Source organism: Dactylosporangium sp. NPDC050588, assembly GCF_040654975.1.
Classification (GTDB): Bacteria; Actinomycetota; Actinomycetes; order Mycobacteriales; family Micromonosporaceae; genus Dactylosporangium; species Dactylosporangium maewongense.
Genome location: NZ_JBFAJA010000009.1, coordinates 163997 through 177819, shown reverse-complemented (window position 1 = coordinate 177819; position 13823 = coordinate 163997). Strand labels below are relative to the sequence as shown.

Annotated in this window: 15 protein-coding genes; 4 read left to right on the top strand and 11 right to left on the bottom strand. The window is 72.1% G+C overall.

The window, feature by feature from the left end; genetic code table 11:
• Positions 1-305 precede the first annotated feature (305 nt).
• The 6 genes from AB0I21_RS08550 to dhaM form a co-directional block, all read right to left on the bottom strand.
• Entirely contained in the window at positions 306-1007 is a 702-nt protein-coding gene (locus tag AB0I21_RS08550) for a regulatory protein RecX (protein WP_360559723.1), read from the bottom strand.
• Positions 1008-1937: 930 nt separating this feature from the next.
• On the bottom strand, positions 1938-2987 hold the full coding sequence (recA, locus tag AB0I21_RS08545; RefSeq protein ID WP_360559712.1) for a recombinase RecA: 1050 nt from the start codon (positions 2985-2987) through the stop codon (positions 1938-1940).
• Between the two features lie 147 nt (positions 2988-3134).
• Positions 3135-3335, bottom strand: coding sequence for a DUF3046 domain-containing protein (locus AB0I21_RS08540; RefSeq protein ID WP_360559711.1), 201 nt, complete (start codon positions 3333-3335; stop codon positions 3135-3137).
• A gap of 10 nt (positions 3336-3345) precedes the next feature.
• A complete protein-coding gene (locus AB0I21_RS08535; protein WP_360559710.1) occupies positions 3346-4569 on the bottom strand; it encodes an MFS transporter in 1224 nt (407 codons plus the stop codon).
• 59 nt (positions 4570-4628) lie between these two features.
• On the bottom strand, positions 4629-4889 hold the full coding sequence (locus AB0I21_RS08530) for an HPr family phosphocarrier protein (RefSeq protein ID WP_360559709.1): 261 nt from the start codon (positions 4887-4889) through the stop codon (positions 4629-4631).
• Positions 4873-5244, bottom strand: a complete 372-nt coding sequence (gene dhaM, locus AB0I21_RS08525) for a dihydroxyacetone kinase phosphoryl donor subunit DhaM (RefSeq protein WP_344507760.1) — start codon at positions 5242-5244, stop codon at positions 4873-4875. The genes AB0I21_RS08530 and dhaM overlap by 17 nt, the downstream gene beginning before the upstream one ends.
• 64 nt (positions 5245-5308) lie before the next feature.
• On the opposite strand from dhaM, the gene dhaK reads away from it, so the two are divergent.
• Positions 5309-6298 carry a dihydroxyacetone kinase subunit DhaK gene (gene dhaK / locus AB0I21_RS08520; RefSeq protein WP_360559708.1) on the top strand — a complete coding sequence of 330 codons (990 nt, stop codon included), beginning with the start codon at positions 5309-5311 and terminating at the stop codon, positions 6296-6298.
• A gap of 1 nt (position 6299) precedes the next feature.
• Positions 6300-7037 (top strand): dihydroxyacetone kinase subunit DhaL, encoded by a 738-nt coding sequence (dhaL, locus tag AB0I21_RS08515; RefSeq protein ID WP_360559707.1) that lies wholly within the window; start codon positions 6300-6302, stop codon positions 7035-7037.
• Here the strand turns inward: dhaL and AB0I21_RS08510 are convergent.
• The 4 genes from AB0I21_RS08510 to AB0I21_RS08495 all read right to left on the bottom strand — a co-directional run bounded on the left by AB0I21_RS08510 (position 7034) and on the right by AB0I21_RS08495 (position 11431).
• Entirely contained in the window at positions 7034-8176 is a 1143-nt protein-coding gene (locus AB0I21_RS08510; RefSeq protein WP_344507765.1) for an acyl-CoA dehydrogenase family protein, read from the bottom strand. The two genes, dhaL and AB0I21_RS08510, sit on opposite strands and share 4 nt — an antisense overlap.
• A 68-nt stretch (positions 8177-8244) precedes the next feature.
• Complete coding sequence (locus AB0I21_RS08505; protein WP_360559706.1) at positions 8245-8976, bottom strand: hypothetical protein; 732 nt, start codon at positions 8974-8976, stop codon at positions 8245-8247.
• Between the two features lie 197 nt (positions 8977-9173).
• Positions 9174-9965: a hypothetical protein gene (locus AB0I21_RS08500; protein WP_360559705.1), complete on the bottom strand. Its 792-nt coding sequence runs from the start codon at positions 9963-9965 to the stop codon at positions 9174-9176.
• A gap of 143 nt (positions 9966-10108) precedes the next feature.
• Complete coding sequence (locus AB0I21_RS08495; protein WP_360559704.1) at positions 10109-11431, bottom strand: aminotransferase class I/II-fold pyridoxal phosphate-dependent enzyme; 1323 nt, start codon at positions 11429-11431, stop codon at positions 10109-10111.
• 77 nt (positions 11432-11508) lie between these two features.
• On the opposite strand from AB0I21_RS08495, the gene AB0I21_RS08490 reads away from it, so the two are divergent.
• On the top strand, positions 11509-12699 hold the full coding sequence (locus tag AB0I21_RS08490; RefSeq protein ID WP_360559703.1) for a bifunctional pyridoxamine 5'-phosphate oxidase family protein/GNAT family N-acetyltransferase: 1191 nt from the start codon (positions 11509-11511) through the stop codon (positions 12697-12699).
• Entirely contained in the window at positions 12699-13337 is a 639-nt protein-coding gene (gene leuE / locus AB0I21_RS08485; protein WP_360559702.1) for a leucine efflux protein LeuE, read from the top strand. Before AB0I21_RS08490 ends, leuE begins: the two co-directional genes overlap by 1 nt.
• Before the next feature lie 81 nt (positions 13338-13418).
• Here the strand turns inward: leuE and AB0I21_RS08480 are convergent, their stop codons facing one another.
• Positions 13419-13814: a hypothetical protein gene (locus AB0I21_RS08480; protein ID WP_344507776.1), complete on the bottom strand. Its 396-nt coding sequence runs from the start codon at positions 13812-13814 to the stop codon at positions 13419-13421.
• Positions 13815-13823: the final 9 nt, after the last annotated feature.

The window sequence follows — 13823 nt, the reverse complement described above, 5'->3', positions numbered from 1 at the left end:
GACCAGCCAACCGCGCGGGTGGCGCTCCCGGACCAGCCAACCGCGCGGGTAGCGCTCCCGGACCAGCCAACCGCGCGGGTAGCGCTCCCGGACCAGCCAACCGCGCGGGTGGCGCTCCCGGCTCAGCCGACCGCGCGGGTGGCGCTCCCGGGCCAGCCGACCGCGTGCGTGGCGCTCCCAGGCCGGCCAACCGCATCGGTGACGCTCCCGGGCCAGCCGACCGCATGGGTGGCGCTCCCGGTTTCAGCTTTCAGCCCGGACTGAGGCGTCATCAGCTTTGATGCCGGCGCCTCCCCAGGACGGGCTCAGCGTTGGTCGGGGTCGAGGGCGACGTCGGCCAGGGCGTCGGCGTCGATGCCGTCGGCGAACTCGGCGGCGTCGTCCCGGGCCGCCAGGCCTTCCTTGACCAGGCGGATGGCCATGCCCGGGGGGTACCCCTTCCTCGCCAGCATCCCGACCAACCGGCGGAACACCGCCTCGGGTGAGGCGTTGGACTCGACGCGGAGGCGCCTGGCGACCAGGGCCCTCGCGGTCTGCTCCTCGACGTCGGGGTCGAGCTCGTCGAGCGCCTCACCGACCTCGTCGGACGAAACACCCTTGCGGCGCAGCTCCCCCGCCAGCGCCCTGCGGGACAGTCCCTTCCCGTGGTGCCGGCTGGCCACCCACGCCCGGGCGAACGCGGCGTCGTCGATGATGCCGACCTCGTCATACCGGTCGAGGATCTCGTCGGCGATCTCGTCCTCGACGCCACGTTTGCGCATGGCGGTGGCGAGCTCGAGCCTGGTCCTCGGCCGGACGGCGAGTTGCCGCAGGCAGATCTCCCGGGCCGCCTCCCTCGGATCGAGCGGCGCCGCCGGCTGCCCACCACGGCGGGAGCCGCTCCGCCGGCCCGACCGGCCTTCCGAACCGTCGCCCCACTGCCCGAACCCGTCCTGCTGAGGATCGGACTGAGGCCCGGCCTCCGCAGGGTCTCCCCACAGCGCTGACTCGCCCTGCCGCTCCGGGATGGAGTCGTGCCCAGGACCGCCCTGGGACTGCCTGCGCGCCCCGCGCTGCTGACCCGATCGGCGACCGCGACTGGTGCCGCCACCGGTGTCACGGTCCGACGCGGGTGCGGTGGTGGACGGCAGGTCCCCGGCAAGACTGCCGCTCCAGGGATCCCCGGCGGCATCGAGCGGAGACATGGCCGGCCACTCGCCGGCGGCACCACGCGTTGCGGCGGATGCCCGGCCGCGCCGGCCGCCGCGCTCAAAGCCAGAGCCGGAACTGGAGCTGGAGCCGGACCTGGAGCCGGACCCGGAGCCGGAGCCGGAGCCGGAGCCGGAACTGGAAGTCTGACCAGGGGGAGCACCGGCCGGAGCCGCCGGCCAGCCCGGCGGGAGCTCGCCGGCGGGAACCCCGCGCCCCGGAGCGGTCGGCCAGCCGGGCGGAAGCTCCCGGGCGGTCGTCGGCCACGGCGGCGGAGCACTGTCAGTGCTCACACCCGGCCCGACTGAGGTCGAGGCGTCGCCGGACGGGTCTCGTGGCGTCGTCCCTGCCGTGGGCGTCGGTGGCGCGGCCACGGCGCCGCCCGGCTGAGCCTCGGCGGACAGCCACGGGTTGTCGTCGCTCATGCCGGCGAGGATCCAAGGCACGCCGCTCGCCGCCGGGTCAGGACCAGCGGACGCACCCGCCGACGGGTCGAAACCGGCGAAGGAGGGCTCAGCGTCCTCAGGTTCCGTTGACTGCTGGCTGGGATCGTCGGATCGCCGCCTGCCCGGCACGAGCACACCTCCGAAAACCATGAACAGCGCGGGCGGGCCGGCCGTGGGACGGACCTCCAAACCAGGAGACCCTCCCACGAACCGGCACCGATCGCCGCGTGAGCCGCGCTAAAACCGGACGCAAGGCCCCCGAGCGCGTGGGACCCAGCGCCAGGGGAACAGCGCCCGGAACGGTCAGAAGTCGACCGGAGCCACCTCGGGGCCGCCGGCGGCGTCCGTGGCCTGGCCGACACCCACGCCCAGCTTCTCCTTGATCTTCTTCTCGATCTCGGCGGCGACGTCGGGGTTCTCCCGCAGGAACTTGCGGGAGTTCTCCTTGCCCTGGCCGAGCTGGTCGCCGTCGTAGGTGTACCAGGCGCCGGCCTTGCGGATGATCGTCTGCTCGACGCCCACGTCGATGAGGGAGCCCTCGCGGGAGATGCCCTTGCCGTACATGATGTCGAACTCGGCCTGCTTGAACGGCGAGGCCACCTTGTTCTTCACGACCTTGACGCGGGTCCGGTTGCCCACGACGTCGGTGCCGTCCTTGAGGCTCTCGATGCGCCGCACGTCGAGGCGGACCGACGAGTAGAACTTCAGCGCGCGACCACCCGTGGTGGTCTCCGGGCTGCCGAACATGACGCCGATCTTCTCGCGGAGCTGGTTGATGAAGATCGCCGTGGTGCCGGCCGTGTTGAGGGCACCGGTGATCTTCCGCAGGGCCTGGCTCATGAGGCGGGCCTGCAGACCGACGTGGCTGTCGCCCATCTCGCCCTCGATCTCGGCGCGGGGCACGAGGGCCGCGACGGAGTCGATGACGATGATGTCGAGCGCGCCGGAGCGGACCAGCATGTCGACGATCTCGAGGGCCTGCTCACCGGTGTCCGGCTGGGAGACGAGCAGCGCGTCGGTGTCGACGCCGAGGGCCTTGGCGTAGTCGGGGTCGAGGGCGTGCTCGGCGTCGATGAACGCCGCGATGCCGCCCTGGGCCTGCGCGTTCGCGATCGCATGGAGCGCGACGGTCGTCTTACCGCTGGACTCAGGCCCGAAGACCTCGATGACCCGGCCGCGGGGCAGCCCGCCGATGCCGAGCGCCACGTCGAGGGCGATGGATCCGGTCGGGATCACGGACATCGGCGCGATGACCCGCTCACCGAGCCGCATGACCGAGCCCTTGCCGAACTGCTTGTCGATCTGCGAGAGGGCGAGCCCGAGCGCCTTCTCCCGGTCAGGTTGCACTGCCATGTCCGTCACCCCTGAGTTCGCGGTCTTCGTCGGCGTTCGTTTATTCACGCTGACAAGGTAAGCGCCGGGTATGACAAAAAATCGGCGCCGACGCCTGAGGAGATTACCCGTACATCTGTACGATCAACGAGCCAACACGCCAAAAAGTCACCTTAACCTGCTAGGAACACGCTCCGGGTATGCGGCGACTACGGCGCGCCACACCACGGCCGCATCCTCGCCACCTGCGAGGGCTTCCTTGATCGTCCTGCCGCCGAGCTGGGTCAGCACCTGATCGTTGGCGATGCTGCCGGCATACGCCGCGCCGAACGCCTCTTCCAACCGCTGCCAGAAATCCGTCAGTCGCACGCGGCCAAGACTAAGACCTCCGCAGCGCCAGCGCGGCCAGCGGCACCACGGCGATCCCCGCCAGCACCGACAAGGTGGCGAACCCGAACAGGTCGACCACGACCCCCGCGAGCGCGCCCGCGGTGGCCGCCGACACGCCCATGATGACGTCCGACAGCCCCTGCACGCCGGCGCGCTCCCCGACGGGCACGGACTCCGACAGCAGCGTGGATCCGGCCACCATCGTGCAGCCCCAACCCACCCCGAGCAGGCCCATCCCGACCGCCAGCCGGACCGTGTCGTCGCCGGCGGTGCCGCTCAGCGCGCACGCCGACGCCAGGAGCACGACGCCCGCCAGGATCACCGGACGGCGGCCGAACCGGTCGGCGGCCCAGCCGACGACGGGCGACAGCGCATACATGCCGGTGATGTGGATGCTGATCACCAGCCCGACGATCCGCAGCAGGTCACCGTGCGCGTGCACGTACTCACCGATGTGCACCGGGGTCATCGACATGACGCCGACCATCACCACGTGCCCGACCGCGACGGCGGAGACGCCGAGCCGTGCGCCGACACTGGCCCGGATCGCCGCGAAGGCCGACGACCAGGAAGACGGCTTGTCCGATGCATCCGACAAGGACATCGATCGTGCCGTCAGCAGCGGATCGGGCCGCAGCAGCGCGAACAGCGTGACGGCGCCGGCAAGGAACGCCAGCGCGCTGAACAGGTACGGTCCCGCGTACTCGGGCGCACCCCACGGCATCGTCACCCTGTCCGCGAACGGTGCCAGGTTCGGGCCGACAACCGCGCCCAGCGTCGTCGCCCAGACGACCAGCGACAGGTGCCGCGCCCGGCGGTCATTGTCGGCGAGGTCGACCGCCGCGTACCGCGACTGCAGGTTGGCCGCCGAAGCCCCGCCGAACAGGAACGTGCCCACGAACAGCAGCGGCACGAGCCGCCACGACACCGCGGCCACCACCAGGAGCGAGCCGAGCACGCCCACGCCGTACGCGAACACCAGCCCCGGCCGCCGGCCGCCGGTGCGCATCAGCCGCGTCGCCGGGATCGCGATCAGCGCCGCCCCGATGACCGCGGCGCTGCCGGAGAGCCCCGCGGCGCTCGGGCCGGCCATGTCGGCGGCGAGCAGCGCACCGATCGACACCCCGCTGGCGACGCCGAGCCCGCCGATCACTTGCGTGGACACGAGCAGGCCCAGGGTGCGCCGCTGGAGGACGGCGGGTGCGTCGATCACGCCGTCATCCTGGCGTAGGCACCGTAGCCCGCACCACTCCTTACCGCGGAGGCGGACGGCTACTCGTACTCCGCCAGCAGCGCCGCCAGGGCGGATACCGCGTCCGCCGCGTCGGCGCCTGTGGCGGACACCACCACCGAGGAGCCCGCGCGGGCGTTCAGCCCCATCACGCCGAGCACGCTGCGGGCGCTCACCCGCCGCTCGCCTGCGGTGATCTCGACGGTACTGATGAACCCCGCCGCTGCCCGGACCAGCGCGCCGGCCGGGCGTGCGTGCAGGTCCGCCGGCAACACCACCGTCGCCTCAGAGCTTGCGGACATCACGGGCCTCCGTCGCCGCCCGGATGCATTCCGCGAGGTCGGCACCGGCGCCGGCCAGTACCGCCGAAGCCACCGCTCCCTCGACGAACGGCGCGTCCACCAGGGTGGCCGTGTTGGCGACCCGGTCCTCGAGCACGGTCTGCGCGGTGAGGACGGCGCTGCCCAGGTCCGTCAGGACCAGCACCCCGGCGCCCCGGTCGGCCCGGTCGATCGCGACCAGTATCCGGTCGTAGCTCGTGCCGAGCCCGCCGTCGTCCGTGCCGCCCGCCGCCTCGATCGGCACCTCCTCCCCCGCGACCTGCACGAGCATGTCCCGCAGCCCGTGCGCGAGCCGTTCGCTGTGTGAAACCAGCACGATTCCCACCATGTGTGCCACGTGAGCAATGCTATGCAGCCGCTGTACCGCCAAAATGCTAGGCATGAAGAAGTTCATCAACGATCCGGACGACGTGGTCCGGGAAGCGCTCGCCGGGATGGCCGCCGCGCACCCTGAGCTGCGCGTGGACCTCGACGAGCAGATCATCGTCCGGGCCGACGCGCCCCGCCCCGGCAAGGTCGGCCTCGTCTCGGGCGGTGGCTCCGGCCACGAGCCGCTGCACGGAGGGTTCGTCGGGCTCGGGATGCTCGACGCCGCCTGCCCCGGCGAGATCTTCACCTCCCCCGTCCCCGACCAGATCCTGGCCGCCACCAGGGCCGTCGACGGCGGCGCGGGGGTCCTGCACATCGTCAAGAACTACACCGGCGACGTCATGAACTTCGAGATGGCCGCGGAGGACGCCGAAACCCCGATCGAGAGCGTCCTCGTCGACGACGACGTCGCGGTCGACGGCTCCACCTGGACCGCGGGCCGCCGCGGTACGGGCGCCACTCTGCTGGTCGAGAAGATCGCCGGCGCGCTAGCGGAGCAGGGCGCGGCACTCGCCGAGGTCGCCGCCGTGGCGCGTGACGTCAACGAGCGGTCGGCCTCGTTCGCGATCGCCCTCACCGCCGGCACGACCCCGGCCGCCGGCAAGCCCGGGTTCGACCTGCCGGAGGACGAGATCGAGGTCGGCGTCGGCATCCACGGCGAGCCCGGCCGCGCCCGCGAGCAGCTGCGGCCCGCCCGCGACCTCGCCGCCCGCATCGTCGAGCCGATCCTCACCGCCAAGCCGCTCGCGCCCGGTAGCGAGGTGATCGTGCTGGTCAACGGGCTGGGCGGGACACCGCTGCTGGAGCTCTATCTCATGTTCAACGAGGTCAGCCGCCTGCTGGCCGATGCTGGTGTACAGGTGGCCCGCAGCCTCGTCGGTAACTACGTCACCAGCCTGGACATGGCCGGGATCTCGCTCACGGTGTGCCGCGCCGACGAGCAGCTCCTGCGCCTCTGGGACGCCCCGGTCCGCACCCCGGGCCTTCGGTGGGGTGCCTGACATGGATGCCGCTCCTGCTTCCGGTGGCGTGCCCGGCGGGGACGCCACCCCGGCCCCCGACGGCCTGACGTCCGGCGCCGCCCCGCCGTCCGGCTCCGACGTGGCACCGTCGTCCGGTGGGGCGCCCGGGGTGGACGCCGCGCTGGCTCGTGCGTGGGTCGCGGCCGTCGCCGCCTCCGTCACCGCGCACGCCGCCGAGCTGACCGACCTCGACGCCGCCATCGGCGACGGCGACCACGGCGTCAACCTGCGCCGCGGGTTCGACGCGGTGGTCGCGGCCCTCGCCGCGTTCGAGGCCGACACGGCCGGCGCGGTCCTGACGAAGACCGGCACGACCCTGGTGTCGAAGGTCGGCGGCGCCTCCGGCCCTCTGTACGGCAGCCTCTTCCGCGCCCTCGGCAAGACCCTGTCCGACGACTCGTCCGTCACGGCCTTCGGTGCCGGCCTGCGGGCGGGCCTGGACGCGATCGTGCGGCTCGGCAAGGCCGAGCCCGGCGACAAGACCATGGTCGACGCCCTCACCCCGGCCGTCGCCGCGTTCGAGGCCGCGACCTCGTCCGGTCTCGTGGCCGCCGCCACCGCGGCGGCCACGGCGGCGGCGGACGGGGCGGCCGCGACGACGCCGCTGCAGGCCCGCAAGGGCAGGGCGTCCTACCTCGGCGAACGCAGCGTCGGCCACCAGGACCCGGGTGCCACGTCCACCGCGCTGATCTTCGCCGCTCTCGCCGACGTGACCTAGACCCCGAGGCTGCGCCCGATGATCTCCTTCATGATCTCGGTCGTGCCGCCGTAGATCGTCTGGACGCGGCTGTTCAGCCATGCCTTCGCGACCGGGTACTCCATCATGAAGCCGTACCCGCCGTGCAGCTGGACGCAGCGGTCCGCCACCTTGTTCTGCAGCTCCGTGGTCCACCACTTCGCCTTGGCCGCGTCGGCGACGGTGAGCCGCCCCGCGTTCTGCTCGACGATGCACTGGTTCAGGAACGTCCTGGCGATCGTCACCTCCGTGTCGAGCTCGGCGAGCACGAACCGGTTGTGCTGGAACGACCCGATCGGCTTGCCGAACGCCTGCCGCGTCTTCGCGTAGTCGAGCGTGATCGCGAGCACCTGCTCGGCCGACGCCACGGCGGCGACGGCGATGCCGAGCCGCTCCCGCGGCAGGTTCGCCATCAGGTGGTAGAAGCCCGAGTTCTCCTGCCCGAGCAGGTGGTCGGCGGGGATGCGGCAGTCGTCGAAGAACAGCTCGGCGGTGTCGTTGGCCTTGAGGCCGACCTTCTCCAGGCGGCGCCCCCGCGTGAACCCGGGCGTCCCCGACTCGACCACGAACAGGCTGATGCCGTGCGCCCCGAGCGCGGGATCGGTCTTCGCCACCACGACGACGAGATCCGCCAGCTCACCGTTCGTGATGAACGTCTTCTGCCCGTTGAGGACCCACTCGTCCCCGTCCCGCACCGCCGAGGTCCGCACCCCGGCGAGGTCGCTCCCGGCGCCCGGCTCGCTCATCGCGATGGCGGTCACGATGTCTCCGGAGCAGAACCCGGGCAGCCACCGCTTCCGCTGCTCCTCCGTCGCCAGGTCCGTCAGGTACGGCGCCACGACGTCGTTGTGCAGCCCGAACCCGAGCCCGGACGCCCCCGCCGCGACGATCTCCTCGACGAGCACGGCGTTGAAGCGGAAGTCCTTCTGCCCGCCGCCCCCGTGCTCCTCGTCGACGTCCATCCCGAGCAGCCCGGCCGCGCCCGCCTTCCGCCAGACCTCCCGGTCGACGATGCCGGCCTTGTCCCACTCGTCGTTGTACGGCACCGCCTCGCGGGCCAGGAACGCCTTGCACAGTTCCCGGAAGGCTTCGTGCTCGGCTTCGTACAGGTGCTGTTCCATGACGTGCAGTGTTCTCCGTGAGACGCGGTCTCGCCTACCCCCATCGTGCTCTGCCCGGCGGGCGGGAATCAGAGGCCGAGCATGCCGTAGAGGTGGTCCGGTAACGGCTCGGCGCCGGCCGGCGCGGTGGTGGTCAGGCTGGTGCCGAAGTCGGAGTAGGTGGCGGTGACGGGGTTGTCGGGGATCTCGACCTTCATCGCGACGAGACGGTCGTGGTCGTCGACCGTCGCCTCGAACGGGATCCTGGTGGCGACCTGCCCCAGCTGCATCACCTGCGGGATGTTGACGGGCCCCCAGGTGGTCACGCGGGTCATGTCGACGGTGCCGTTGTAGGAGCGGTCCTCGCGGCGTACGTCGTGCGTCGCGGCGATCAGCGCCTGGATGCCGGTCGGGTCCTTGACGGCGCTGAGACCGAGCGAGCCGGGCCGCGTGATGCGGGCAGGGTCGACGCGGAACCAGGTGGCGCCGTCGAAGCCCGGCAGGGGCAGGCCGGTGAGCCGGGTAAACGCGGTCCCGCGCACCGCCACGGTGTCGATCTTCAGGGTGGCGCCGTCGGAGGTGACGCTGACCGTGGCGTCGAGCAGGTCCGCGACGGGGTCGATGCCGCCGGTGTAGCTGCCCTCCTTGGCCACCACCTTGAACCGGTAGCCGCCGTTGATCAGCGCGCCGAGGCTCTTCGCCAGCTCGCTCTGCGAGGGCGCGACCGACGGGCCGGCGGTCGGCTTCGGCGGGTCGCCCTTGCCGAACGAGCACCCCGCCAACGCCAATGCCGTGACCAGCCCCACCGCCAGCGCGCCCACCAGCCTGCCGCGCCACGCACCACCCCGCGAACCCGCAGCCCGAACGCTCCACGCACCACCCGGCAGGCCCGCAGCCCGAACGCTCCGCCCACCACCCGGCAGGCCCGCTGCCCGGACGAGCCGCGCGGACAGGCGGGCCGGTGCAGGCGACTGGCCCGGGACGGATGGCCGGAGTGGCTGGTGTCGTGACATGGAGGTCAGCCGTTGAGCAGGCCGTAGACGGCGGCGGGGGCGGCGACGACGTCGGCGGCCTTGGGCGCGGCGACCGCGACCGGCTGTCCGTGGCCGGTGTAGTCGACCGTCAGGGCCTGCTCGGCGACCGTGCCGTAGGCAGGGACCGTGATCTTCAAGGAGACCAGGTGCTTGCCGTCGAGGGTCGCCGTGAACGGGGCGGACTTGGCCTTGTCGCCGAGGGCCTGCAGCACCGCGGCGTCGTCGATGCCGAGGTCGCCGCCGCTGCTGAGGTCATAGGTGCCGGTGATGGTGGCCGGGTCGCTCTGCGTGGCGGTGGCGACGCGGGACATGAGGCCCTGGCTGACGGTCGGGTCCTTCGCCTCGATCAGCCCGATGATCGCGTCCTTCTTGACCTTCGATCGATCCAGCTTGTACCACTTCTTGGCGTTGATGCCCGTGGTCGGGATGCTGGTCTTGAAGTAGTAGTCGGTGCCGAGGGTGATGCCCTCGATCGTGTACTTGACGCCGCCGGCGGCGACCCCGTCGACCTTCACCTGCTGCTTGCCGGCGGGGTCGATCGAGCCCGTGAACGTGCCTTCGGGGATCTTCATCGTGTAGCTGTAGGCACCCGCGTTGAGGTCCTTGACGGCCGCGGCGAGCGTGTCCTTCGCGGACGGTGCCTGCGACGCGCTGCCGCTGGAGCCCTTCGAGGCGCTGCTGGTCGTGTTGTCGTCGCCGCCCCCGCAGGCTGTCACCAGTGCCAGTGCGACCGTCGCGACGGCGATGCCGAACGTCCTGAACGTGCTGCTGCGCATGCCATTCCCTCCTTGATGACGCGCCCTGAGAACGCTGCTCCCTGCCCAACAGCGCGCAGACGACTTCGGGTGCGTCGATGGCCGCAGAACCCGCAACCACCCACGGAGACTAGCCGCCGGGTCCGACAATTCCGCCCCGCGGGTCACGCCTGCAGCCGGGAGGTGCCGGCCAGGCGGCGCATCACCGCGTCGGCCACCCGTCCGGCGTCACGGGGGTCGAGGCAGGCCGTCGTGATACGGATCCCAGGGGGTGTGAGCAGCCGATACATGGATCCTGGCGCCACGGCGATGCCGTCCTCGCGCAGCCCTGCGACCATCGACGTCTCGTCCGGCACGGGAAGCCAGACATTGATGCCGCTGACGCCGCGGGCCGGCAGATCGCCCAGCGCGGCGCGCATCGCCTCCCGGCGGGTCGCGTAGACGTCGCGGGCACGGTCGACCGTCGCGGTGGCGTCCGGGTCCTTCCACAGCTCGACGACCAGGCGTTGCAGGACGGTGGAGACCCAGCCAGCGCCGAGTCGCATGCGCCCTTCGATCCTTGCGATGGTCACCTCGTCGCCGACGACCACCGCGACACGGAGATCCGGCCCGTACGGCTTGGACAACGACCGGACGTGTGCCCACGCACCGGTCGAGCCGGCCAACGGGTGCGCCCTGTCGTGCGCGAGCTCCGCCGCGTGGTCGTCCTCCAGGACCAGCAGCTGGCGGTACATGCTGAGCTGACGCCGCAACGCAGCGGCTCGCCGCCCGGAGATCACCGCTCCGGTGGGATTCTGGGCGCGGGACGTCACGACCAGTCCGGCCACCCCCGCGCTCAGCGCCGCCCGCAGTCCTTCCTCGGTGGGGCCCTCGTCGTCGACGGGCACGGACACGGGCGTGTAGCCGAGCGCCGCGACCAGGTCCAGGAGGTTTGCCCAGCCCGGGTCCTCGACCGCGACCTTGTCGCCGGGGCGCAGGTGCGCGACGAGGGCGCGCTCGATCGCGTCGAGCGCCCCGCCCGTGACGGTGAGGCGCCCGGACGGGATGCCGTCGGCGGCGAACCGCTCACCGGCCAGGTCGAGCAGCTCAGGCAGCGGGCCTCCCCCGGAGTAGCCGACCGCGGGCATGGTCTCGGCTAATCGGATCAGATGCGGCGCGTACATCGGCAGCAGCGCCCGATCGGGGGCACCGCTGGCCAGGTCGAGGCCGCCGGCGGGCACCGCCAACCCGTGCTGGCCGCGCCTGGCCACAGGGGGGCGCGGACGGACCCGCGTGCCGCCGCGGCCCGCCGTCTCGACCAGGCCCCGCTCGCGTAACGACCGATAGGCGGCCGCGACGGTGGCGGGGCTCACACCGAGGCCTGCCGCGAGCGCGCGGACGGACGGCAGCGCCGCGCCCGGATCGAGCTCGCCGGTGCGGATGCCGCGCTCGACGCTGGCCGAAATCTGGGCTGCCGTCGCGCCGGTCGGCTGGTACTGTACTGCCACAGTTCAGGGATTGTACTAGAACAAACGAGGTCATGGTGGAAACCTACCAGCGAACGCCGAAAACGACGCCGAGACGGATGAGCGAGCGCGCGTCGTACGACGCCGATCTGGTGCACTCGGTCCTCGATGAGGGATATGTCTGCCACGTCGGATTCGTCGTCGACGGTGAGCCGCGGGTCTTGCCGAACCTGCACGCGCGCATCGGCGACACGGTCTACCTGCACGGCTCGACCGGGAGCAGTTCGGCGCTCGCGGCCCGCCCCGGCGGCCTGCCGATCTGCGTGACGGTGACGCTGATCGACGGGCTGGTCCTCGCCCGCTCCCAGTTCCACCACAGCGCCAACTACCGCTCCGTGGTCGCGCACGGCGCCGCGCGGCTGGTCACCGACCCCGGCGAGCGCGACCGGGCGTTCGCGGCGCTGGTCGACAAGATCATGCCCGGCCGCGCCGCCGACAGCCGCCCGCCGGACCCGAAGGAGCTGGCCAAGACCGCGGTGCTGGCCCTGACACTGCGGGAGGTCTCGGCGAAGGTCCGCACCGGCGGCGTCGGCGACGACGAGGAAGACCTGCTCTTGCCGCATTGGGCGGGTGTTGTACCGCTGAAGCTCGTCGCCGGGCAGCCAGAGCCCGCACCCGGCGTGCTCGTGCCGCTGCCTGGCTATCTTCGCCCTGCCGAGGACGGCTGGCGGGGCGCGCCGACGCTGCGGGGACGGCACGTCGTGCTGGAGCCGCTCGACCACGTGCACACGGAGGGCCTGTTCGCGGCGCTCGACGACGCCGAGGTCTGGACGCACCTCACCGTCGCCCGACCCGCCTCGGCCGCCGGGATGGCCGCGATCGTGGACGCGGCGATCAAGGATCCGGCACGGACTCCCTTCGTACAGCGGAATCCGTCGACGGGAGAGATCCTCGGCAGCACCTCCTTCTACGCGATCGACGAGGCGCGCCGCTCGATCGCGATCGGGCACACGATGCTCGGCCGCCCGCACTGGCGCACGGCGATCAACACCGAGTCGAAGCTGCTGCTCATGGCGCACGCGTTCGACACCTTGGGCGCGGTCCGGCTCGAGTGGCACACCGACATCCGCAACGAGCGCTCGCAGCAGGCGATCGCGCGGCTCGGCGCGCAGCGCGAGGGTGTGCTGCGCGCGCACCGGCAGCGGCCCGACGGCAGCCTTCGCGACACGGTCTGCTTCTCGATGCTCGCCGACGAGTGGCCCGCGGCGCAGGACCGGCTGACCGCGGCGATGGAAGCGGGCGGGCGCTGATGCTCGGCGTGACCAACCCCTGGACGTATCTGCTGGGCACGGCCGCGATCGTGCTCCTGCCCGGCCCCAACTCGCTGTACGTGCTGTCCGTCGCCGCCCGTCGCGGCGTGCGGGACGGGTATCGGGGCGCGGCCGGGGTCTGGCTCGGTGACGCGGTGCTCATGGTCCTTTCGGCCGGTGGCGTCGCCTCGCTGCTGCACACCTATCCCTGGCTGTTTCTCCTGGTGAAGTACGCGGGCGCCGGCTACCTGGCCTATCTCGGCATCCGCCTGGTGGTCGACACCGTGCGGCGGTTACGGGCGCCCGCCTCGGCGCCGCAGCCCGAGCCGCCGGCCGACCGCCCGTTCCGGCGCGCGCTGGTGATCAGTCTGCTCAACCCCAAGGCGATCCTGTTCTTCGTGTCGTTCTTCATCCAGTTCGTCGACCCCGGCTATGCCCATCCGGCGGTGAGCTTCCTGCTGCTCGGGATCGTCGCCGAGGTGCTGAGCGCGATCTATCTGTCCGTGCTCATCTTCGCCGGGCGGTATCTGGCCGAGCAGTTCCGCTCCCGGCGGAAGCTCGCCGCCGGGTTGAGCACCTCGGTCGGCGGCCTGTTCCTGGCGTTCAGCATCAAGCTGGCGACGGCCAGCATCTCCTAGCGCCGCGACCGGTCCCGTAACGCATGGAGGGTCCCCCACTGGTTATGGGGGACCCTCTTCGCTGCCCGGCCAGGCAAGTCATCAGTGCTCGACTATCAGGTCGGCGCGACCGAGGTCGCGGAGCAGGTCGTTGACGACGCGGTCGTCGTCACCCTGACGACGCCGGTCGGCGGGGGCCCGGCCGCCGGTCAGCAGCGCCAGCCTGGCGCCGCCGCCGGTGCGGGCCGGGCCGTCGCCGGCGGCGCCGCGGTAGACGAAGTAGTGCACGGCGGCGCGGACGCGGGCCCGGTCGACCGCGCTCGACCTGGCGGTGTCGGCGATCAGGCGGCGCAGTGCCTCGGCCATCCGCTCGGCATGCCCGACGTCGGTGGTGCCGCATCCGGTGCGCAGGGCGGCCAGGTATGCGTCCAGCTGGCGCAGCAGCACTTCCGACTCCTGGCGGATCGCCCGCTGGGCGATCGTGCGCTGTGCTGCCACCGGCTGCTC